15 protein-coding genes and 1 pseudogene are annotated in these 24104 nt (G+C 40.0%); 11 read left to right on the plus strand and 5 right to left on the minus strand.

Annotation, left to right across the window (positions count from 1 at the left end):
* The first annotated feature begins 7 nt into the window (after positions 1–7).
* The 8 genes from A6A20_RS06390 (at position 8) to A6A20_RS06425 (ending at position 9433) form a co-directional block, all read left to right on the plus strand.
* Entirely contained in the window at positions 8–1195 is a 1188-nt protein-coding gene (locus tag A6A20_RS06390; protein WP_279572658.1) for an NRAMP family divalent metal transporter, read from the plus strand.
* Between the two features lie 268 nt (positions 1196–1463).
* Positions 1464–2141 (plus strand): response regulator transcription factor, encoded by a 678-nt coding sequence (locus A6A20_RS06395; RefSeq protein ID WP_279572659.1) that lies wholly within the window; start codon positions 1464–1466, stop codon positions 2139–2141.
* Positions 2141–3445, plus strand: a complete 1305-nt coding sequence (locus A6A20_RS06400; protein ID WP_279572660.1) for an ATP-binding protein — start codon at positions 2141–2143, stop codon at positions 3443–3445. The genes A6A20_RS06395 and A6A20_RS06400 overlap by 1 nt, the downstream gene beginning before the upstream one ends.
* Positions 3446–3520: 75 nt before the next feature.
* Positions 3521–5155, plus strand: a complete 1635-nt coding sequence (locus A6A20_RS06405) for a phosphoethanolamine transferase (protein ID WP_279572661.1) — start codon at positions 3521–3523, stop codon at positions 5153–5155.
* Positions 5156–5157: 2 nt separating this feature from the next.
* A complete protein-coding gene (locus A6A20_RS06410; RefSeq protein WP_279572662.1) occupies positions 5158–5511 on the plus strand; it encodes a diacylglycerol kinase in 354 nt (117 codons plus the stop codon).
* Between the two features lie 43 nt (positions 5512–5554).
* The gene (locus A6A20_RS06415) at positions 5555–6532 is read left to right on the plus strand and encodes an NAD(P)-dependent alcohol dehydrogenase (protein WP_279572663.1); all 978 of its coding nucleotides are present in this window, start codon (positions 5555–5557) and stop codon (positions 6530–6532) included.
* Positions 6533–7007: 475 nt separating this feature from the next.
* Positions 7008–8564: an ABC transporter substrate-binding protein gene (locus tag A6A20_RS06420; protein ID WP_279572664.1), complete on the plus strand. Its 1557-nt coding sequence runs from the start codon at positions 7008–7010 to the stop codon at positions 8562–8564.
* 137 nt (positions 8565–8701) lie between these two features.
* A complete protein-coding gene (locus A6A20_RS06425) occupies positions 8702–9433 on the plus strand; it encodes an AAA family ATPase (protein WP_279572665.1) in 732 nt (243 codons plus the stop codon).
* 37 nt (positions 9434–9470) lie between these two features.
* Here A6A20_RS06425 and A6A20_RS06430 read toward each other — a convergent pair whose 3' ends face one another.
* The 5 genes and pseudogenes from A6A20_RS06430 to A6A20_RS06450 all read right to left on the minus strand — a co-directional run bounded on the left by A6A20_RS06430 (position 9471) and on the right by A6A20_RS06450 (position 20614).
* The gene (locus A6A20_RS06430; protein WP_279572666.1) at positions 9471–10394 is read right to left on the minus strand and encodes a DMT family transporter; all 924 of its coding nucleotides are present in this window, start codon (positions 10392–10394) and stop codon (positions 9471–9473) included.
* Between the two features lie 177 nt (positions 10395–10571).
* Positions 10572–10697, minus strand: a complete 126-nt coding sequence (locus A6A20_RS06435) for a hypothetical protein (protein ID WP_279572667.1) — start codon at positions 10695–10697, stop codon at positions 10572–10574.
* A gap of 120 nt (positions 10698–10817) precedes the next feature.
* Positions 10818–19655: an Ig-like domain-containing protein gene (locus A6A20_RS06440; protein ID WP_279572668.1), complete on the minus strand. Its 8838-nt coding sequence runs from the start codon at positions 19653–19655 to the stop codon at positions 10818–10820.
* Between the two features lie 12 nt (positions 19656–19667).
* Positions 19668–20093: pseudogene (locus A6A20_RS12755) on the minus strand (Ig-like domain-containing protein); the annotation flags it as partial.
* The gene (locus tag A6A20_RS06450; protein WP_279572670.1) at positions 20063–20614 is read right to left on the minus strand and encodes a hypothetical protein; all 552 of its coding nucleotides are present in this window, start codon (positions 20612–20614) and stop codon (positions 20063–20065) included. The gene A6A20_RS06450 and the pseudogene A6A20_RS12755, both read right to left, overlap by 31 nt.
* A gap of 559 nt (positions 20615–21173) precedes the next feature.
* On the opposite strand from A6A20_RS06450, the gene def reads away from it, so the two are divergent.
* The 3 genes from def to rsmB all read left to right on the plus strand — a co-directional run bounded on the left by def (position 21174) and on the right by rsmB (position 24103).
* Positions 21174–21686, plus strand: a complete 513-nt coding sequence (gene def, locus A6A20_RS06455; protein WP_279572671.1) for a peptide deformylase — start codon at positions 21174–21176, stop codon at positions 21684–21686.
* A gap of 144 nt (positions 21687–21830) precedes the next feature.
* Positions 21831–22787 (plus strand): methionyl-tRNA formyltransferase, encoded by a 957-nt coding sequence (fmt, locus tag A6A20_RS06460; RefSeq protein ID WP_279572672.1) that lies wholly within the window; start codon positions 21831–21833, stop codon positions 22785–22787.
* A complete protein-coding gene (gene rsmB, locus A6A20_RS06465; RefSeq protein ID WP_279572673.1) occupies positions 22787–24103 on the plus strand; it encodes a 16S rRNA (cytosine(967)-C(5))-methyltransferase RsmB in 1317 nt (438 codons plus the stop codon). Before fmt ends, rsmB begins: the two co-directional genes overlap by 1 nt.
* Position 24104 lies beyond the last annotated feature (1 nt).

Consider the following 24104-nt stretch of genomic DNA (forward strand, 5'->3'; position numbering starts at 1 on the left):
TAATAAGATGCAAAAAAACAATCGTAATGTTTTACTTGGGGCTGCATTCCTAATGGCAACCTCAGCGATTGGGCCAGGTTTTCTAACCCAAACCGCTACCTTTACCCAAAGCCTATTAGCCAGTTTTGGTTTTGTGATTTTATTGTCAATTCTATTGGATATTGGTGCACAACTTAACATTTGGCGAATTATTGCCATTTCCGAAAAAAAAGCACAAGATATTGCTAATGACGTATTACCCGGTGCAGGTTATTTCCTCGCTTTACTTATTGTCATGGGGGGACTTGCTTTTAATATTGGTAATGTAGGCGGAGCAGGACTTGGACTCAATATTCTGACAGGCGTATCCGCCGAAACAGGTGCTATCATTAGTGGTGCTATTGCGGTAGGAATTTTCCTGTTTAAAGAAGCAGGCAAAGCCATGGATCGTTTTGCACAGATTATGGGCTTTATTATGATTGCCTTAACCATTTATGTAGCCGTTAAAGCCAATCCGCCATTAGGCGATGCCGTCGTGCATACTTTTGTGCCTGAAAAACTTGATGTCATCGCTATTGTTACCTTAGTAGGGGGTACAGTTGGTGGATACATCACTTTTGCAGGCGCTCATCGCCTATTAGATGCAGGCGTAAAAGGCAAAGCAGCAATCAATGAAGTGAGCAAAAGCTCAATCTCTGCCATTTTAATTGCCTCAATTATGCGTGTGGTATTATTCTTAGCTGTCCTTGGCGTGGTATCGCAAGGCGTGATCCTTGATCCGAAAAATCCCGCCTCTACCGCATTTTCCCATGTAGCAGGCGAAGTTGGCTTAATGATTTTTGGTATGGTTATTTGGGCAGCCTCTATTACTTCTGTGATCGGAGCAGCTTACACCTCAGTGTCATTTATTACCAGTTTCTCGCCGAAAATTGAACAACATAAAAACCGCTGGATTGTAGCCTTTATTGTGATTTCAACGGTTGTCCTTGCCACCATAGGACGCCCTGCTCAAGTTTTAGTTTTTGTCGGCACATTAAATGGTCTAATTCTTCCTATCTCACTAGGCTTAATTTTATTCGCTGCCCATAAACGCAGCATTGTAGGCGATTATAAACACCCTATTTGGCTCACGATCAGCGGCTTTATTGTGGTTATTGCCATGGCTGTAATGAGCTTGATGACATTGAGCAAATACATTGGAGGATTATTAGGGTAATTTTTAAAGAAATTATCTTAGAACTGACCGCACTTGGTTTTTTACAACAAAAGTGCGGTTAGTTTTAGGATTTTTTACTGCTAGTTTTTCGATATTCAAAATGTATTTTACACATTAGTGCAACTTACTTTATTGGCACTTCAAGAGAATAGAATACGAGAAAACCAAGGACAGAATAATTGCTAAAATATATAGTGGTTTTAATTTACAAAACCAAGGTTTAACGCCGTATTATTTCAAAGTAAAACAACTAAACTCCCCCAATATTATGCGTATTTTATTAATTGAAGATGATGAAATGATTGCCACTGTGGTGGCGGAAAGTTTAAAGGATTTTGGTTATGCGGTGGACTGGGTTAAGGACGGTAAACAGGCGGAACGAGCTTGGTTGGATCAGCTTTATGATATGGTGTTGTTAGATTTAGGCTTGCCACAGCAAGACGGCTTGCAGGTGTTAAATAAGGTCAGACAGGCACGCAATGATACGCCCGTTATCATAATTACCGCTCGTGATGATATACAAAGTCGCTTAGCTGGATTAGACAGTGGGGCAGATGATTATTTGATTAAGCCCTTTGATTTAGCGGAGTTGCAGGCTCGTATGCGTGCGATTTTACGCCGTCATCATCAACAAACACAACCTAACCCTACGAACGGCGAACTTACCCTTGATCCCCAAACCTATCAAGTTTATCTTCATCAGCAAAATGAAAGGATCTCTTTGACCAATAAAGAATTTTTAATTTTACAAGCCTTGGTATTGCGAGCAGGCAAGATTTTTTCAAGGGCAGAGTTGGAAGAAAAATTGTATGGTTGGGGCGAGGAAGTGGAAAGTAATGCGGTAGATTTTTTAATCTATGGCTTGCGTAAGAAAATTGGTAAACAACATATTAAAAATGTTCGTGGCGTAGGCTGGTGTGTTAATAAGGCACAAGGGGGAAATTGATGAAAAATTCCATTAAAAACCAATTAACCTTGGCAATTATCAGTTTGTTATTGCTCACTTGTGGCATTAATACCCTCGTCAATTTTTATGATGTTTTGCAAGAAACCCTTGAATTACAAGATAAAACCCTAAAGGAAGTGGCTTATTATATTGATCCACAAGTGAATGTGTATGCTGATAAAAACTTGTCAAATGCTCAATCAGAGCTTTATATTGAAACTTCAGCCACTCCGCCAGCTAAGCGATTATTGGATATTACGGCTCAACAAGCCTCAGGATTTTACGATTTTCAGCATAATGACGACAGTTATCGCTATTATTTAAATGTGAGCGAGCGGGGCTATGTGGTGGTGATGCAAAATAATGCTTATCGTATTGCCTTGGCGGTTGATGTGGCATTGGATAATGTTGTGCCATTTTTATTGCTTATACCCTTGCTGACAGGGGCGATTATTTGGTTGATTAAACGAAAAATGGGGCAGGTTAGTCAATTAGCTGAACAAATTAGCCAGCGACAAGGTTTAGATTTAACCCCCATTGCAAAGGACAATATTCCTGATGAAATTCAAGGATTTATTTATTCTATCAATCAATTATTTCAGCGAACGGAACGATTAGTTCATCAGCAACAACGTTTTATTGCGGATGCTTCTCACGAAATGCGTACGCCGATGACCGCGTTATCTTTACAAGCGGAATGGTTAAGCCAACAGGCGTTACCAGAAAACTTGGTAAAGCCTATTCAGCAATTACAACAGGGTATTCAGCGTAATCGCCATTTAATTGAACAGCTATTAACCTTAGCTAAAGTTCAGCTTGATGGGCATAAGGTAGCGAAAAGTGCGGTGGATTGTCAGCAATTATTTAAGCAGGTAATTGAAACCCTTTTGCCTCTCGCCCAACAAAAAGAGCAGGACTTAGGGGTAGTGGGGCAAGCAAATTGGCGTATTTATGCCAATGAAACCGAGTTATTTATCTTGTTAAAAACCTTGCTAGATAATGCGTTACGCTATACCCCAAAAGGAAGTCAAATTGATCTTGGCGGTTATCTTGAGGGGGAACATATGGTGTTTTTTGTGGAAGATAATGGAGCAGGAATTGCCCCTGCAGAGCGTGAGCGGGTGCTTGAGCCTTTTTATCGTGTATTGGGGACGCAACAACAAGGCTCAGGATTAGGGCTTGCCATTGCCCAATCCATTGTTCAGCGTTACGGCGGTCAGATATTGTTATTGGACAGCCAGCAATTTTCTTCGGGTTTATTGGTGAAAATTCTATTGCCTAAGAATATTGTTTCCTCAAATTAACGTAAGTTTGCTAATTCTTAGCTAATTTTTCCCCCTTAAACTCGGCTACCTAACTATTGAATGAGAGGTAGCCTTATGTTTTTACGCAAACTCGGCAATATTTCTCTGTCATCAAGCTGTTTATTGGCATTGGTGACAGGCTATTTTGCCTTGGTATTAAATTATCCTTTTTATCGTCAATTATTGACGATTCACCCCTTTACAGGTTCATCAGCAGATTATTTTCTGTTGACCGTTCCGCTTTTTGTGTTTTTGGTGTTAAACGCCGTTTTTCAACTGATCGCCTTACCTTGGTTGCATCGTGTGGTTATTCCTACCTTGCTTGTGTTAAGTGCCATGGTGAGCTATCACGAAATTTTTTACGGCGTGTATTTTGACAGCGAAATGTTAGACAATGTGCTACAAACCCACACAAGCGAGGCATTGCATTTAATTACCTTGCCTTATATTTTATGGGTTATCGGCATTGGCATTGTGCCTGCGGTTTTGTATTGTTTGGTTAAGGTACGTTATTCCCTGTGGTGGCTAGAAATTGCCAAACGGATTGGTTTAGTGCTGGTATCGGTGCTATTGATAGGCTTAATTGGCAAAGGCTTTTATCAGGATTATGCCTCTATTGTGAGAAACAATAAGCCTATTGTGCATTTAATTCTACCGTCCAATATTATTGGTGCTGGCGTGAAAAAAATCAAAAGTGAATACAATGCTAATCGTGAATTTATTCAGCTAGGCTTAAATGCAAAGCAGGCTAAACCCGATCATTTCCGCCACGTTACTATTGTGGTAATGGGCGAAACCACCAGAGCGCAAAACTGGGGATTAAATGGCTATGCACGCCAAACCACCCCACTCTTAGCCAAACGACAAGATATTGTGAATTTCACTAATGTATCCAGTTGTGGTACTTCTACCGCCTATTCTGTACCTTGTTTATTTTCCCATTTACCGCAAAAAAGTTTTAATAATAATCAAGCCCCTTACCAAGACAATTTATTAGATATTTTGCAACGAGCAGGGGTAAAAGTTACTTGGTTTGATAATGATGCTGGCTGTAAAGGGGTATGTAATCGGGTAGAAAACCACGATATGACCGCATTAAACTTGGCAAAATATTGTAAAAATGGCGAATGTCTTGATGAAATTTTGTTTGAAGATTTAGATAAAACCCTACAACAAAGCCAACAAGACAGTTTAATTGTGCTACATACTATGGGTAGCCATGGACCAACCTATTACCAACGCTATCCGCAACAATATCGCCAGTTTACCCCCACTTGCGATACCAATGAAATTAATCAATGTAGCGATCAACAATTAGTCAATACCTACGATAATACCATTTTGTATGTGGATTATATTGTCAATAAAGCCATTGATTATTTAGCTCAACAACCTGAATGGGAAAGTAGCTTAATTTATCTATCAGATCATGGCGAGTCCTTAGGCGAAAATGGCTTATATCTGCATTCCGCTCCTTATGCCATTGCCCCTGAACAACAAACGAAAGTACCAATGGTAATGTGGTTTTCAGAAAAATGGCGAGCGAATGAAAAGCTATCCCTTGATTGCTTACAACAGCTTGCACAAAGCCAATCTTTTTCCCACGATAACTTTTTTCATACGGTGTTCGCTTTATTGGATATGGATCTCTCCCTTGATTTGTATCAGCCTCAACTTGATATTGTAAGCCAATGTAAACATAAGGATTAATCATGCAAAAATACAAAGGATTTAAACATATTGTTAAAGCCACAGGCTATTCATTCAGCGGATTAGGCTATGCCATAAAAGAAACAGCATTCCGCCACGAACTACTACTTTGCTTGATTGGCATACCCTTTGCCTGCTATTGGGCAAAGGACAAAATTGAGTTGTTGCTATTATTAATCAGTTTATTGCTGTTATTGGTGGTGGAACTCATCAACACAGCCATTGAGGCGACAGTGGATCGCATTGGCAAAGATTTTCACCCCTTAGCCAAAATGGCAAAAGATCTCGGCTCGGCAGCCGTATTCGTCAGTATGCTGATTTGTGCCATGGTTTGGTTGGTGATTTTATGTGGTTAGTTAGTTGCTGTTATCTATCAAGATTTTTATTAGTGAGGAAAAAATGACCCTTTCAGTCAAAGGCTATGCGGCACAAAATGCCACTGCATTATTAGCCCCCTTTCAGTTTGAACGCCGTAATTTACGGGCGGACGATGTGGAAATTAACGTAGAATATTGCGGTGTCTGCCACAGCGATTTACACCAAGCACGCAACCATTGGGGTATCAGCCGCTATCCTTTAGTACCAGGACACGAAGTCATTGGGCGAGTAAGCCGAGTAGGCGATAAAGTAAGCAAATTTAAGGTAGGAGATTTAGTGGGCGTAGGCTGTATGGTGGACGCTTGTCAGCATTGCCATGCTTGTGAGCAAGGTTTGGAACAATATTGCGAAAATGGCTTTACTGATACTTATAACGCCATTGATCGTCAGGATCAACGCCCCACTTACGGCGGTTATAGCGATAAAATGGTGGTAAACGAAAAGTTTGTATTAAGTGTGCCTGAAAATCTGGACAGCTCAGCGGTTGCCCCCATTTTATGTGCAGGCATTACCATATGGTCAACCTTACGCCTTTGGAATATTGGCAAAGCATCAACAGTGGCAGTGATTGGGCTTGGTGGTTTAGGGCATCTAGCAATTAAACTGACAGTCGCTTTGGGAGCGGACGTGTGTTTATTTACCCGTTCAATGGATAAAGCGGAAGATGCCTACCGCTTAGGGGCAACAAGAGTGATTTTATCAACCAATCCTGTGCAAATGGAATGGGTAGAAAATGAATTTGATCTCATCATTGACACTGTCCCTTATCCCCACGATCTCAATCCTTATCTGCCAACCCTTGCCATTAACGGCACATTGGTGTTGGTGGGCTTAGTGGGCAATATTGAGAATAGCCTTAATTCCGTCCCTATGATAATAGGACGGCGTGCCATTGCAGGCTCAATGATTGGCAGCATCAAAGAAACCCAAGAATTATTAGATTTTTGTGGCAAACATAATATCGTCGCTGATGTAGAAATCATTGAACCAAGCCTTTGAACGTATGCTAAAAAGCGATGTTAAATACCGTTTGTTATTGATGTTAAGCGTTGGGCAGAGCAGGAAAGTGGCTAACTCATTGTTCTAAAAAGAGATAAAAAGCGCGGTCAGTTTTGCAAAAATTTTCAAACAACCTATTTTGAGGTTAAATAAGTAAAAATATAGTTGCCTCAATTTAAAATAAGACAGGACAATATGCTGAATATAGTACACATAGTACGGTAAGAGTACCAACACTGCATTATTTCAATGTGGGACAACTATAATAGGCTTTCTATTTCGCTATAAATATCTTTATTGATAAAAATAGGGTTATTATCTAAAAATAAATTTTTCTATTCTAAATTCTAGCCCCCATTAAGCACACTTGTTATTTTTTATTGAAAAATAAGTTAGGTGATTTTTATTTTTTTGTGTTAGTATTTTGTCTTGTTTACCCCTTATTCACCAATAAAAATATAGGATTTTTATCGCAATGAAAAAAGTATTTTATACAATGTTGGCAACCTTACTACTGTTGGTAGCTTGTGATAATCAACAAGCTCAATCCTCTGCCGAGCAAATTGATCATAAAAATGTTGAGCAACAACAATCTTTGGTGGTGGTTACCCCTTGGGAAATTACCTCCACTGATCCGAGTAAATCAGGTTATATCTTTCAACGTTTACAGTTGGCGGAAACCTTAGTAGAAGTGGAGGACAATGGGCGTTTGGTGGCGGGGCTAGCCACCGATTGGCAACATAATGATGATGCTTCAGTTTGGATCTTTAATTTACGTCCCAATGTGAAATTTCACGATGGTAGTCTTTTAACCGCTGATGAAGTGGTTACCAGTTTGCAAGTGGCTTTAACCAAACCAACGGCGTTAAGATCTGCCTTAATTGAAGAAATTAAAGCCTTAAATCCTTTACAAGTACAAATAACCTTAAAACAAGGTTTGGTGTTTTTTCCTGCTTATCTTGCTCATTCCACCGCTATTATTTTGGCAAAATCTGCCTTTGATGCCGAACAGAATATTCAGCAAATTGTTGGGACAGGCCCTTATCAAGTGGTGAAAATTGAGCCTCCACAAAAAATTGAACAGGTGGCTTTTAAAGACTATTGGGGAGAACCTGCAAACATTGAACGAGTGGATTATTTAGCCAATAGCCGTAGCGAAACCCGTACCTTATTAGCCCAAAGTCAGCCAAATTATTTAGTGTTTAATCTTGATGCTGCCAGTGTTCATCGTTTACAACAAGATTCCAATTTAGCGGTACAAACCAAGTCCATTGCTCGTACAATCCAGTATAAAGTCAATGTGGCGAATCCATTATTTGCCGATGTACGAGTAAGACGGGCATTAAGTGATGCTATTGATCGACAAGGCATTGCTCAATCGGTGTTACGTATTCAACAAGGAGAAGCGGAGCAAATTTTTCCACCAGCCTTTGCTGATTGGCGTTTAGAGGTTGCACAACAACAGCCTAATTATGCGGAAATTCAGCAAAGATTGCTTGAACTAGGTTTTCAACGTAATGCTCAAGGGGAATTAGAAATGGCAGGAAAGCCTGTAAAATTTACTTTGCGTACCTTTTCTGATCGCCCTGAACTACCATTGATTGCCACCGCTTTACAAGATCAATGGAAACAGCTTGGTATTACAGTAGAGGTTGCCATTGGTAATTTTTCAGAAATTCCTGCGGGGCATCAAGACGGTTCATTAGAAATGGCATTATTTGCTCGTAATTATGGTATGATCCCTGATCCTACGGCAAGTTTACTGACGGATTTTGCACCAGAGGGTAGCGATTGGGGAGTAATGAATTGGCAAAATGTTACATTAACGCAGGCTTTACAGCAGTTACAAATCACCTTTGAGCCAAGTCAGCAACGAGATTTAAAACAACAAATTGCTCAGATTATTTATACTGAACGCCCAATTACACCGATAGTGTTTTATCAGCAAAATGTGGCATCGCACAAAAGTTTAAAAGGATTAGAACTTGATCCCTTTGAGCGAAGTTTTAGATTAAATAAACTCAGTTGGTAAATAATGTCTTAGTTTAATGTTATAGTCGTTTCAATTTATAGTCGTTCCACTTTAAAATAAGGTTTGCCAACACTGTATTGCTTTAAAGTGGACGACTATATCAGCCCAACGATTGTGAGGCAGAATACGGAGAGATAATGGATACCGATGCACTTTTTATTCAAAAAATAGCCTTATTATCCCCCATTGAGGAAAATGATTTTGTTAATCGTTTTTATCCTCTTTATTTTGCAAAACCTATTACTCTGTTAATTGGCGATAATGGTGTGGGTAAATCAACTATTCTTGAATCTTTAGCGGTGCATTTGGGTTGCCCTGCGGAAGGTGGCTCAAAAAACTTCAATTTTAAAACGGAAGATACTCATTTGGATTATTCTGCTAAATTAAGGGTAACCAAAGGCTATAAAAAAGCTCGAGATGTATTTTTTTATCGTTCAGAAACCTTTTATACCTTTATGAGTGAAATGCGTAAGTTAGATGCTGAAGTGTTGGGCGGAGCAAAAATTAATTGTCATTATGGTAATCAAGACTTGCATACCTTGTCCCATGGCGAGTCAATGAAAGCCTTATATCATCATCGTTTTTACCCTGAAAGTTTATATATTCTTGATGAACCAGAAGCCGCCTTATCCATACATAACCAACTTCAATTTATTGAGAAAATCATCAAGTTAAGTAGAATGGGCAGTCAATTTATTATTGCTACCCATTCGCCATTATTAATGCTTATGCCAGAGGTGGATTTATTACAAATTACCCCTCAAGGGATAAACAGGGTTAATTTTACTGAAACGGATATTTATTACCTTTATCGTGAACTTATGTCTGATAAAGGGGCGGATTATTTACAAAGTATTCTTAATCTTTAGCAATTAGCACGCCTTATTCTAAATTGAAACGACAATATTAGCCCTGCCGAATAAAGATAACGCCAACAAGTAACATTAATATCCCCAATAATTGAATAGGTTTAATTTTGCGTTGTGGTGCATTTAACAGAGCAAAATGATCAATAATTAATCCAGCTAAAATCATACCTAATAAAGTGGAGATGACGGTTTGCCCTGTACCAATTTGCGGAACAAGTAAGCTACAACCAAACACAAAAATGCCACCTAATAATCCCCCTGTCCAAACCCAAATCGGCATTTTACCAAAGGGTAATTGACCAAGTGTAGGCAATTTTCCTTGGTAGATGACCCATAATAATAAAATCAATGTTCCTACACTAAAAGAAACCCAAGCGGCTTGTAATGGCGATTGCAATAAATGTCCTAGCTCGCCATTAATACTGGCTTGGGCAGCACTAAGCATACCTGCGATAATCCCTAAACTTCGCCATAACCAAATCATTTTATTTTGCTGAGTTGAGCGGATTAATTGACGTAATTCAGGCAACACGACCGCACAAAAAATTCCACTTAGCACAAAAATAATCCCCAATAATTTCATTGCATTAATGGGGTGAGCTAAACTATTAAACCAACCAAATTGATCGATGATTAACCCCATAATAATTTGCCCTAAAATAGGCATAATGGCAGTTTGTAAGCCACCTAAATAGGGGAAAAGCAAAATATTGGTGGTTAAAGCTATCACGCCCAATGCTCCACCAATCCATACCCAATAAGGGAAATAGCTAAGGTGGCTAAATGATAACGCTGATGAATGAGGATAAAACCATAATAGCAAGGTTAAAAATAAAGTCCCTACGCTAAACGAAATAAGCGAGGCAACAAAGGGTGATTGACTATAACTACGCAAACAAGAGTTAATCAAGGTTTGTAACGAAAGCCCCATACCAATCAGGATACCAAAAACTAATAACATTGCTTTTACCTATTTTTTGTGATTTATGATTGCGTATTATTGATGATGAATGATGATTTGGCTAATTGTAAATGATGATATGAAATATTTATTTTGCTGATATGGTGGTATATTAAATTGGTTCTAAAATCCACTTTGTTTTAACAAAGTGCTAAATTATTGAAAAATATTCAGAAGTCAAATTAGCCTAACGATAAAACTATAAGTATCTAATAGATTAATTTTATCTAAGTATAGTCGTTCCACATTAAAATGATACAGCGTTGGTACGCCTCGCCGTACTACTTGTACTGTCTTCGGCATACCGCCTTGTCTCATTTCAAATTGAAACGACTATAAAAAACCTGCCCCTATCAAGTTGGTTTATCAACTGTTCAGGACAGATTTTTTGAAAAATCAGTTTAGGGTTTAATGATAATACAATTAAAGCACTGTAATATCTGTATCAACTAAAATCTTATAGTTACCGCTAGTATAAGTATAATAATCATTGCCATTATAACTAACAGTATCCTGCGATTTAGTTGCCTTAATACCAGAGTTCTCAAATTTAAGTGAGCCTTGATCTCCTGCAACAATCAGGTTAGCGGAAGTATCATTATCCAAATTAATTGATGAAGCATTATTAGTGATAGCCGCATTTGATAATGTTACTGCATTTTTTGTGTCAGTTAACTTAATGATATCAAAACCATTGAAATTACTACCTAACGTTATAGTTGTAACATCTGACGAAATAACAACAGTATCAATGCCATTTCCGCCATTTACCTTACTGCTACCTCCCCAATATGAACCACCATGCACAATGAAAGTATCATCTCCATCACCTAAGTTAATAGTACCAGCTTCAAATCGATTACCATCTCTCAAGATCACTGTATCATTACCTGTACCTAACTCAATAAATCCCTCTTTAAATACACCTTTTGCACCTGATGAACTGGAATTGACTGATTTATCATAACCCATGATATAGGTATCATCTCCTGCTCCTAATACAATACTGGTATATCTCTCTATTCCTCCAAGAATAAAGACATCATCACCAGCTCCTGTATTAAAGGTCATTTGATTATTATCTGTAACAATGGAGTTTCGTAAATCGAACATGTCATTACCATTACCTGAATCAATACGACCTTGAACAAATTTGTAACCTGTACCGCCAGTAGATGTTACCAAGTTATTACCATCGCCTAAATTTACATAGTTAATATTCGTGGTTATTGTTGTTTTTGTACCATCACCCGATGCCGAATTAACTGTTAATTGACGATTATCGCCAGTCCAGTCCATTCTATTCTTGTTCCAATTATCATTGTTGTTAATAAAAGCTAATGTATCGCTTTCATCTCCAAAATAGATAGTAGAACCGTTATGGATACCACCGATTTCAAGTACATCACTACCGCCACCCATATTAATCGTTGACATTTCACGTAAACGGTCATAAATCAACAAGGTATCATTACCTGATCCCATATTAATGGTGGCTCTATTTTGTACTCCACCGTCCGAGCTATTACCATTACCAATAACCACATAGTCATCACCAGCCCCAGTATTTAACACAGCTCCTGTACCATCAAAGTTTTTCTGGAAGAAAATAACATCATCATCGCTACTTGTTGGTACCGCATTACCTCCTCCTACTAACTTAGCTCCACTTACCGTAGAACTATTAAACCATCCTTTAATTTGAGTAGTAACTATCTGTGGTGCCGTAATAGTTCTCGTACTGGAATCCCCATTTACATTATATAAGGTTACCGTAACTTTACTTTCTGGTTTTAATGTTCCAGCATTAAAAATAAAACTACCTGTTTCTTTATGTACCTCTCCAGCAGGGAAATAATCTGAACTAGAGACCCAGAACCAGTCATTAGTTCCTCTAATAATACTCGATGTTTTTTGTGAGCCATCAGCCGTAGTATATTTAGCGACTAATAACGACCCAGGTTCAAAGCTATTAGGATTTTGAGGACCAATTAATAACTTACCATTCTGATTTGGTGGCATTGCCATAATAATATTTGGCGGTGTAGTATCCACTGTAACAGAAATCGTTGAAGAATAAGCGGTATCGCCTCCTTTAGTCGCAACTGTACGATAATAATACGTCCCATCTGGTAAATTAACTTGTTTGGTATCAGTATCACTCCAAGTAGTACCATCTCGGCTAATTTGATATTTAATATCAGCCCCAACTTTATTGCTCATACCTTCCAAATCAAAGGTATTATCTTTGGTTACTCGATCTTGTAAAGTCGTCGTATAAGCAGCTTTTTCTGATGAATAAGGTGCATCAGCGCTATAACCTGTATCATCAAATTCAGCAAGTGTAATTGTCGCTGTCAACGAAGTATTTACCGTAACTGCTGTTGGTTCTGATGGATTACCTGCTTTATCTGTTGCAATAACAGTTAATTGCGTCTCATTTGGTTGTGCTGGATCTAATTTCGCTTCATACTCACCCGTTACAGCATCAGCTTCCGCTGTTCCTACTACCGTTCCATCAGCTAATTTAACTGTTACCGTACTACCCGGCTCTGCGGTACCTTTAACTGTTTGTGAATCATCTTCATTAATCACTATATTCGCCGTTGGTTTCTCCGGTGGCGTAGTATCAGGGTTGTCCCCAGCTTTAACAGTTTTAGGCTCAAGTGTTGTATTATCACTAGAATCTGTTGCTGTTGCACTTACCGTTGAACCATCCGCTACGGCTGTTGCTGGAATTGTAATAACACCACTTGATGAATCAATAGTTACGGTATTATCATCTACAGGTTCTATAATTTTCCAACCATTATCTTCTTTAGTTGCTACAACTTTCTTCGTTGTTTGATCAGTTTCATCAGTATATTCAACAGTAACCGTCTTCACATCTTCATCTTTCGGCGGTGTTACTGTTACTGAGCCATCATCTTTTGCCGTTAATTCTGGTGCAGCTGGTGGCGTAACATCTTTATTCTCAGTCGCTATCGCTGTTGCTGGGTCTTTTGTCGTATTACCACTCTCATCTGTTGCAAAGCCTTTCACTGTTGAATTATCTTTTACGGCTGTAGCTGGGATTGTAAATACTCCTGAGCTATCTACTGTTAGTGTAACACCATCAGTTGTCGGCTGCTGACTAATAGTCCATGTCTCTCCATCTTTAGTGGCTACCACAGTCTGGTTCTGATTTTGCTCATCAGTATATTCAACCGTAACTGTTTTAACATCAGCATCAGTTGGAGGAGTAACTGTTACTGAACCATCAGCATTTGGCGTTAAACCCGGCGTAGCTGGAGCTTGAGTATCTACCGTAACCTCCTCTGCATCAGATTTATTATTGGCTTCATCTGTAGCAGTTACTGACAATTTAGTACCATCAGCTTGAGTTGGAATTTCTGTCTTATAATTACCATCAGCATCCGCTGTTGTTATTACTGTTTGGCTATCCGGTAAAGTAACTGTTACTTTCGCATTTGCTTCCGCTTCGCCTTCTACATATTGTGTTCCATTATCAACAACAAATTTGGCTGTTGGCTGAGCTGGTGGTGTCATATCACTATCTACTTTTGCAGTAATTTCATCAGATTTAGTCTGTCCATCACTACTTTTCGCTGTAGCTGTTACTGTTGATTCATCTTTTACTGCTCCTGATGGGAGTGTAATAACCCCTGAAACAGGATCAACACTTACTGTAGAACCATCTGTCGGTTGAGTAATCTCCCAACTATCGCCAGTTTTAGTTGCTGTAACAGTTTGAGTTTTCCCATCTTCATCCGTATATTGCACCTCCATTGATTGCACATTACCTTCTGTTGGAGGAGTAATTACCACAGAACCATCTTCCTTAGCATCAAAACTAGGTTTACCAAGCTCAGTTGTCGTTGATTGACTTTCATCTTGTCCACTCTCAGTAGTTGCACCTGAAACAGGATTATCTGATATGGTTTCTTCTTTCTGAGCCTCATCTTGTTGCTCACCAGTTTGATCTGCTTTTGGCTCTTCCTCACCTTGATCATTACCATCAGTAGAACCCTCTGAAGAGTCAGTTGCTGAATCTTTAGCGTCTTCGGACTCTTTTTCGCTTTCTTTTTCTGCTTGCGTTTCCTCTGTAGGTTGAGTTTCTGTACTACCTGTTTCAGAACCAGCATTATCGCCTTGTTGCTCTGATCCATCTTGTCCATCTGTTGATGTACCAGCCTCTGGCGTTTGTTCTTTCTCAGACGCTTGTGGATCACTTTCTTCTACAGGATCTGTACTATTTCCACTTTGTTCTGACTCATCACCATCAGATTTACCAGATTCCTCTGTTGGTGTTGTTTCAGTTTGTTGCTCATTCTCCGAAGTCGAAGTACCTTCCGTAGGCTCACTTGATTCCTGTTTAGCCTCTTCTTCATCTTTACCATTTTCAGTGGTTGCAGATTCTTCCTCTGCATCTTTCTCCGAGTCATCTGTTATTGCTTTCGTTGTATCCGCTTTTGCTTCAACTGTATCCGAAGATGTCTCATTATCTGCACCTTTAGCCTCTGCCGTTACAGTAGAATTATCTTTAACAGCTTCTGCTGAAAGCGTAATAGCACCAGAGATAGAATCAACACTCACACCTGATGGACTATCTGTAGATTCGCTAATCGCCCAGCTACCATCTGTTTTAGTTACCGTAACTGTCTGAGGATTATCTGATTCATCCGTATAAGTAACTTTTACTGATTGTACATCACCTTGACTTGGCGGAGTAATTACTACTGAGCCATCATCTTTAGCATCAAATGTCGGTTTCCCAAGTTGTGCTTCAGTTGTTTCAGAATCAGTTTCACTTCCAGATTCACTATTTTCTGGTGTTTTATCTTCTTCCTCTGACTGCTTCGTTTCCTCTTCATCTGTTGACGTAGGGTTACTACCCGCTGTATATGTAACAGGTTCTGTAGTATTACCACTTTCATCTGTTACCGTTGCTATTACCGTTGAACCATCTTTCACTTCAACAGCAGGAAGTGTAATTTTACCTGTTGTTTCATCAACACTCACAACCGTTTCATCTTCAGGGCTGGTTATTTTCCACTTGCCCTCTTCCTTGGTTGTTACAACGGTTTTCTCCTGCCCATTAGTTTCATCAATATATTTCACAGTAACCGATTTCACATCCGTATCTGATGGAGGTGTAATTTCTACCGATCCTTCATTGTCTGTAAACTCTGGCTGTGCTGGTGCTTTAGCATCTACAACCGCCTCTGTTTTTTGAGATTCATTATCTGCTGCATCCGTAGCTGTTACACTAATTTTTTCTCCATCTTCTTGAGCGGGGATTTCTACACTATATTTACCCTCAGAATCAGCTACCACTGTTACTGTTGTCGTATCTGGTAATGTTACCGTTACTGTGCTATTTGGCTCAGCTTCTCCACTTACCACTTGTTTAGTCTCATCCCCCTCTTTGGCACTTACTGTAGCTGTTGGTGCCGATGGTTCAGTCGTATCTGGTGCAGTCAATGAAATCGGTTGAGATTCACTATCTTCGCCTTCATTGATTGTTACAGTTATTGTTTCACCATTAGTTAAAGCAGGATCTAAAGACACACTAAATTTGCCCTCATCATCTGCAATAGCTATACCAATCACTTCTTCATCATTTTTAACAACCACAACCGCATTAGGCTCTGTTTTACCTACAACACTTGAACCATCGCCTGATACTTCCATTCCTACTGGATTATCCGTTTTAGCAACCACTTTCGCTGCACTCACTTCTTCATCTGAGGTGCTGTTGTTATTGGTATCTGTCGCTGTAGCGGTTACTTCTGTACCATCTTTCACTGCTTCCGCTGGAATAGTCATGACTCCTGTGTCTGCATCAATCGTAACAACCTCTTCACTTTCTGGAGATGTGATTGACCATTTACCATCTTCACCTTTTGTCGCAACCACTGTCTGCTCTTGACCTTCGCTATCAGTGTATTTCACTGCCACTGAGGCCACATCTTTATCTGTTGGCGGTGTTACTGTTACGGAACCATCAATTTCTGCCACTAATTCTGGGGCTGCTGGAGCTGTAGTATTTGGAGCGGTCAATGCCGTTTGAGTATCTTCCTCTTCGCCATCAACGACTACTGTAATTTTTTCACCATTGGTTAAAGCTGGCTCTAACGGTATATTGAAGTGACCATTTTTATCCGCAGTTTCCTGTCCGATAATATTACCTTCATCATCTTTAACAACCACAACCGCATTAGGCTCTGTTTTACCTACAACACTTGAACCATCACCTGATACTTCCATTCCTGCTGGATTATCCGTTTTAGCAACCACTTTCGCAGCACTCACTTCTTCATCTGAGGTGCTGTTGTTATTGGTATCTGTCGCTGTAGCGGTTACTTCTGTACCATCTTTCACTGCTTCCGCTGGAATAGTCATGACTCCTGTGTCTGCATCAATCGTAACAACCTCTTCACTTTCTGGAGATGTGATTGACCATTTACCATCTTCGCCTTTTGTCGCAACCACTGTTTGCTCTTGACCTTCGCTATCAGTGTATTTCACTGCCACTGAGGCCACATCTTCATCTGTTGGCGGTGTTACTGTTACGGAACCATCAATTTCTGCCAGTAATTCTGGGGCTGCAGGGGCTGTAGTATTTGGAGCGGTCAATGCCGTTTGAGTATCTTCCTCTTCGCCATCAACGACTACCGTAATTTTTTCACCATTGGTTAAAGCTGGCTCTAACGGTATATTGAAGTGACCATTTTTATCCGCAGTTTCCTGTCCGATAATATTACCTTCATCATCTTTAACAACCACAACCGCATTAGGCTCTGTTTTACCTACAACACTTGAACCATCACCTGATACTTCCATTCCTGCTGGATTATCCGTTTTAGCAACCACTTTCGCAGCACTCACTTCTTCATCTGAGGTGCTGTTGTTATTGGTATCTGTCGCTGTAGCGGTTACTTCTGTACCATCTTTCACTGCTTCCGCTGGAATAGTCATGACTCCTGTGTCTGCATCAATCGTAACAGTTTCTTCGCTTTCCGGTGAAGTGATTGACCATTTGCCATCTTCGCCTTTTGTCGCAACCACTGTTTGCTCTTGACCTTCGCTATCAGTGTATTTCACTGCCACTGAGGCCACATCTTCATCTGTTGGCGGTGTTACTGTTACGGAACCATCAATTTCTGCCAGTAATTCTGGGGCTGCAGGGGCTTTCGCATCAACGATTAATGACGTTTCTTCTGATTGATTACCTGCTTTATCTGTCGCAGTAACTTTAATCTCAGCTTCATTTACTTGTGCTGGAATATCAACACTGTAATTACCCTCTTCATCTGCTGTGGTCGTTACCGTATCGCCATTTGGTAAGGTAACAATTACAGTACTACCTGCCTCCGCCGTACCTTCAACGGTTTGCGTGTTTTCATCTTTGGCTGCTACTTGGGCTGTTGGTGCTTCTGGGGCTTTGGCATCTACAGTTGATAAAGCTTCCTCTGATTTATTACCTGCTTTATCTGTCGCAGTAACTTTAATCTCAGCTTCATTTGCTTGTGCTGGAATATCAACACTGTAATTACCCTCCTCATCTGCTGTGGTTGTTACCGTATCGCCATTTGGTAAAATAACAGTTACAGTACTGTCTGCCTCCGCTGTACCTTCAACGGTTTGCGTGTTTTCGTCTTTTGCTACCACCTCCGCGGTCGGTGCATTAGGTGCTACTGCATCCACTTCCGCAACACGTTCTGGCGATCTATTACCATTTTCATCTTCTGCCACTACTTTTATTTCTGCACCATCTTGCTGTGCTGGAATATCTACGCTGTAGTTACCATTCTCATCGGCTATTGTGGTTACCGTTTCGCCATTCGGTAATTCTACAACCACCTTTTTGCTCGGCTCGACCTTACCCTCTACAGTTTGGGTATCATCATCTTTTGTGATAACCTCTGCCGTTGGCATACTCGTATCTACTGTTGCTACCGCTTCCTCTGATTTATTCCCTGCTTTATCTGTTGCAGTAACTTTAATCTCAGCTTCATTTACTTGTGCTGGAATATCAACACTGTAATTACCTTCTGCATCTGCTATGGTTGTTACCGTATCGCCATTTAGTAAGGTAACGGTTACGGTGCTACCTGCCTCCGCCGTACCTTCAACGGTTTGCGTGTTTTCATCTTTGGCTACTACTTGGGCTGTTGGTGCTTCTGGGGCTTTAGCATCTACAGTTGATAAAGTTTCCTCTGATTTATTACCTGCTTTATCTGTCGCAGTAACTTTAATCTCAGCTTCATTTACTTGTGCTGGAATATCAACACTGTAATTACCCTCTTCATCTGCTGTGGTCGTTACCGTATCGCCATTTGGTAAGGTAACAATTACAGTACTACCTGCCTCCGCCGTACCTTCAACGGTTTGCGTGTTTTCGTCTTTGGCTACTACTTGGGCTGTTGGTGCTTCTGGGGCTTTAGCATCTACAGTTGATAAAGCTTCCTCTGATTTATTCCCTGCTTTATCTGTCGCAGTAACTTTAATTTCTGCTTCATTTACTTGTGCTGGAATATCAACACTGTAATTACCCTCTGTATCTGCTGTGGTTGTTACCGTATCGCCATTTGGTAAAATAACAGTTACAGTACTGCCTGCCTCCGCTGTACCTTCAACGGTTTGCGTATTTTCGTCTTTTGCTACCACCTCCGCGGTCGGTGCATTAGGTGCTACTGCATCCACTTCCGCAACACGTTCTGGCGATCTATCACCATTTTCATCTTCTGCCACTACTTTTATTTCTGCACCATCTTGCTGTGCTGGAATATCTACGCTGTAGTTACCATTCTCATCGGCTGTTGTGGTTACCGTTTCGCCATTCGGTAATTCTACAACCACCTTTTTGCTCGGCTCAACCTTACCCTCTACAGTTTGGGTATCATCATCTTTTGTGATAACCTCTGCCGTTGGCATACTCGTATCTACTGTTGCTACCGCTTCCTCTGATTTATTCCCTGCTTTATTTGTTGCCGTTACTTTTACTTCGGTTTCATCTGCTTGCGCTGGAATATCTACACTGTAATTACCATTTTCATCGGCTTTCGTCGTAACGGTATCACTATTTGGTAATGTTACGATAATGGTACTTTCTGGCTCTGCTGTACCAGACACTATTTGATGGGTTTCATCTTTAGTCAACACTTGTGCCGTTGGTTTTTCTGGGGCTGTAATATCTACTATCGCTGGCGTAATATCTGATTTATTATTCGCCTTATCCGTTGCCGTTACTTTCACTTCAGCTTCATCTGCTTGTGCTGGAATATCAACACTGTAATTACCTTCTGCATCTGCTATGGTTGTTACCGTATCGCCATTTGGTAAGGTAACGGTTACGGTGCTACCTGCCTCCGCTGTACCTTCAACGGTTTGCGTGTTTTCATCTTTGGCTACTACTTGGGCTGTTGGTGCTTGTGGTGCGACTGCATCTACCGTTACTGACGTTGATTGTGATTCATTACCTGCTTTATCTTTTGCAGTAACGGTTATTTCGCTATTATCTGTTTGAGATGAAATATCTACACTGTATTTACCTTCAGCATCTGCTGTTGTGGTTACAGTTTCACCATTTGGAAGGGTTACAGTAACTGTGCTACCTGTTTCGGCATTACCACTGACTGTTTGTGTTGTTGTATCTTTCGTTGTTACTGTGGCTGTTGGAGCATCTGGCGAAATATTATCCGATTGGGGGGGGTAGAATCATTCTTACTACCACCTGCTGCAGCAAGAGCAATACCGCCACCTAATAAACCTAGACCTAATAACCACCAAGGACTATATTCCCAAAAACCACTTGCATCTAATTCTTCTCCACCTAAAACTTGTGTTGCTGACTCTTGGTTGTCTAACATCGCAACAGATTCCTGATTCTCATCTGATTCAGGTACATAAGCATAAATCTTACCATTTGTGGCTTCGCCAATAACCATGCTATTGCTATTAGATTGCTCTGGATTATCTCCAGTATAATAATTCTTAATAAGAATATCAGGGGATGAACTCTCAGGATCTAAGGTAATTTGTAAATTATTACCATCTCGTTTCGCTATAATTTTCTCTGGACCTTTACCCGTAGCATTATCAACTAACTGATAATTCACTTTACTTTGTCCATCAAGTACGATTGATTCTCCTTTACGAATATTGTAGCTCGCCAATTCTTTTTTAGAGCTTAATAATTTAATTGTTGCTGACATAAATTTCCTCATAAATTCAAAGCTATCAATAATGACAACTCTATTTATTTCTAATCCGCTACATTACATTTATACAAGACATTAGCGGAAACTAATTTCTATTGTTCCACCTACTTAATACTTTGGAAACAGGCAAAACGGTACCCACCATGTCCTAACACAGCAGCCAATTCAATAACTAAACAACACTCCTTTACAAACAAAAAAGATAATATAAAGTGGTTACAATGTTGTAAAATTTTTGAACGGAGGATTATATAGGCTGAAAATTAAATGTCAATAACATATAAAAAGTTATATTTGTTATATAAAATAACATTAATTTACTTAAATTTGTAAAAATACAAAATCTTTAAACTGCACCCAAACCAACATTCTTTGGTAGAATAGAGGTTCTTCCAATAAATAACTGCGGATTCATACCTTTCTTTTATACCGATCATTTTCAATTCAATGTTCTTAACTAGTAAAACATCGGTTTCTTTATTTGTTAGGCAACAAAATAAAAATAAAGTAGAATAATCGAACGAATTTTATCAACAAGATAACAAGGATTATTATGAGTATATTAGATGTTGTGCTTTACCCTGATGAGGGGTTGCGAACGGTGGCAGAGCCTGTGGTAGAGGTTAATGATGATGTGCGTGCCATTGTGGATAATATGTTTGACACTATGTATGAACAAGAGGGTATTGGCTTGGCGGCACCGCAAGTGGCGGTTCAACAGCGGATTATTACCATTGATCTTGAGGGCGATAAAACGCAACAGTTAGTGTTAATTAATCCAGAAATTGTGGCAAGCTCGGGCGAAACAGGGATTGAGGAAGGCTGTTTGTCAATCCCTGGTTTTCGTGGTTTAGTCCCGCGTAAGCAAAAAGTAACGGTAACCGCGTTAGATCGCAATGGTGAGCCATTTACCCTTGAGGCGGAAGATTTATTAGCCATTTGTATTCAGCACGAAATCGATCATCTTAATGGTGTGTTGTTTATTGATTATTTGTCACCTCTAAAACGGCAACGGATTAAAGAGAAAATGCTGAAATTGAAAAAACAATTAAGTCGCCAAAAATAAAGTAAAAACATACCGCACTTTGGGAAATCCTTGGGTTTTCCAAAGTTAGTCGTTTTGATTTGAAAAATATGGCGTACCAACGCCGTATTATTTTAAAGTGGGACGACGATATTTATCCATAACGTAGCACTTTAGGTATTACATATGAAACCATTAAAAATTATCTTTGCTGGCACACCTGATTTTGCCGCTCAACATTTACAAGCCTTATTAAATACTTCTCATCATATTGTCGCAGTTTATACCCAACCTGATAAGCCTGCTGGACGTGGTAAGAAACTGCAAGCCAGTGCGGTAAAAACATTGGCGCAACAATATCAATTACCTGTTTATCAACCGAAATCTTTGCGCCACGCTGATGCCCAAGCAGAACTTGCTCGCTTGCAAGCGGATGTGATGGTGGTGGTAGCCTATGGTTTAATTTTGCCTCCTGCGGTATTGCAGATGTTTCCTTTTGGTTGTTTAAATGTGCATGGTTCGTTATTGCCAAAATGGCGAGGTGCCGCCCCTATTCAGCGAGCGATTTGGGCTGGCGATACTCAAACTGGGGTAACCATTATGCAGATGAACGAGGGATTAGATACAGGCGATATGTTGCATAAAGTAACTTGTCCAATTACCAATGATGATACCTCTGCTTCTTTATATGATAAGTTGGCTAAACTTGCCCCCCCTGCTTTAATTGAGGTATTAGATCAACTTGGGCAAAACAAATTTATCCCTCAAGTGCAACAGGATAGCCAAGCCAGTTATGCGGAAAAATTAAGTAAGGCAGAGGCAAAATTAGATTGGCAACTGCCAGCTCAACAGCTTGAGCGTTGTATTCGTGCCTTTAATCCTTGGCCGATCAGTTATTTTCAAATAGAAGACCCTCAAGGCAATCTTCAAACCTTAAAAGTCTATCAAGCAACTGTGTTACCTCATTGTCATCAACCTGCAGGGACGATTGTGCAAGTGGATAAACAAGGTATTCAAATTGCCACTGTTGAGGGGGTATTAAATATTCAACAACTGCAACCCGCAGGTAAAAAGCCGATGTCAGTGGCGGATTTACTCAATGGGCGTGCGGATTGGTTTAGTGTAGGTAAGGTGTTAAGCTAATGAAAAAAATTTCACCAAAAGCCACCGCACTTTCTGTGCGAGCTGCCACCGCAGAAATAATGTTAAACCTGTTGGATAAGGGGCAATCCTTATCCACCTTGTTACCTGATTACCAAAACAAAATCAAAGGGGTAGATTTGCCATTATTGCAAGAAATGTGTTTTGGTATTTGCCGAGTTCTGCCACGTTTAGAGCAAATTATTCAACATTTAGTGCAGAAACCCTTAAAAAATAAAACCCGAATTGTGCATTGTTTATTATTGGTTGGGCTATATCAAATTCTCTATACTCGTATTCCTGTACACGCCGCGGTGAGCGAAACGGTTAATGCCAGTAAAGCACTCAACATTGAGCATTTTCGGGCATTACTTAATGGCGTGTTACGCCGTTTTTTGCGTGAACAGCCCGAAATTCTTGCTCAGGTGGATCAACATTGGCAAACATTACACCCCGAATGGCTGGTAAATAAATTAAAACAACAGTACCCAAACTGGCGAGAAATTATTGATGCCAATAACCAAAAGCCACCCATGTGGTTACGCATTAATCCTCAATATAGCGATGTTGCGGGTTATCAAAAATTATTTGCTGAACCCAGTTATACAAGCGAACACCCACAAGCCTTACGGCTGGCTACGCCATTGGCAGTGAATAAATTGCCTCATTTTGCCGAGGGGTGGGCTACGGTACAGGATATTCATACCCAATGGGCTGGTTTGCTATTAGCTCCCGAAAATGGCGAGTTTATCTTGGACGCTTGTGCTGCCCCCGGTGGCAAAACTACCCATATTTTAGAATTAGCACCGCAAGCACAGGTAATCGCTTTAGATATTGAACCTAAACGCTTGGCACGTGTACAACAAAACCTTGACCGCTTACAACAGCAAGCTCAACTAATTTGCGGTGATGCTAGCCAGCCCGACAGCTGGTTTAAACAAATACCAACAAGCAAATCCTTATTTGATCGAATTTTGCTTGATGCCCCTTGTTCTGCCACAGGGGTAATTCGCCGTCACCCTGATATAAAATGGTTACGTCAAGCTAGCGATATTGCCCCATTAGTGCAGTTACAACAACAAATTCTCAATGCCCTTTGGCAACGCTTAAAACCCAATGGCATTTTATTGTATGCTACCTGTTCGCTATTAGCTGAAGAAAACCAACAGCAAATTAGTCAGTTTTTGCAACAACATAAAGATGCGGAATTAATGCCTTTACCCTTTACCCCAAGCCAACAAATAGGTTTTCAATTTATTCCTCAACAAGAAGGTGGCGATGGTTTTTATTATGCAAAATTACGCAAACGGGCAAAATAAT

It is taken from the genome of Volucribacter amazonae, assembly GCF_029783845.1.
In the GTDB taxonomy this organism is placed as follows: Bacteria; Pseudomonadota; Gammaproteobacteria; order Enterobacterales; family Pasteurellaceae; genus Volucribacter; species Volucribacter amazonae.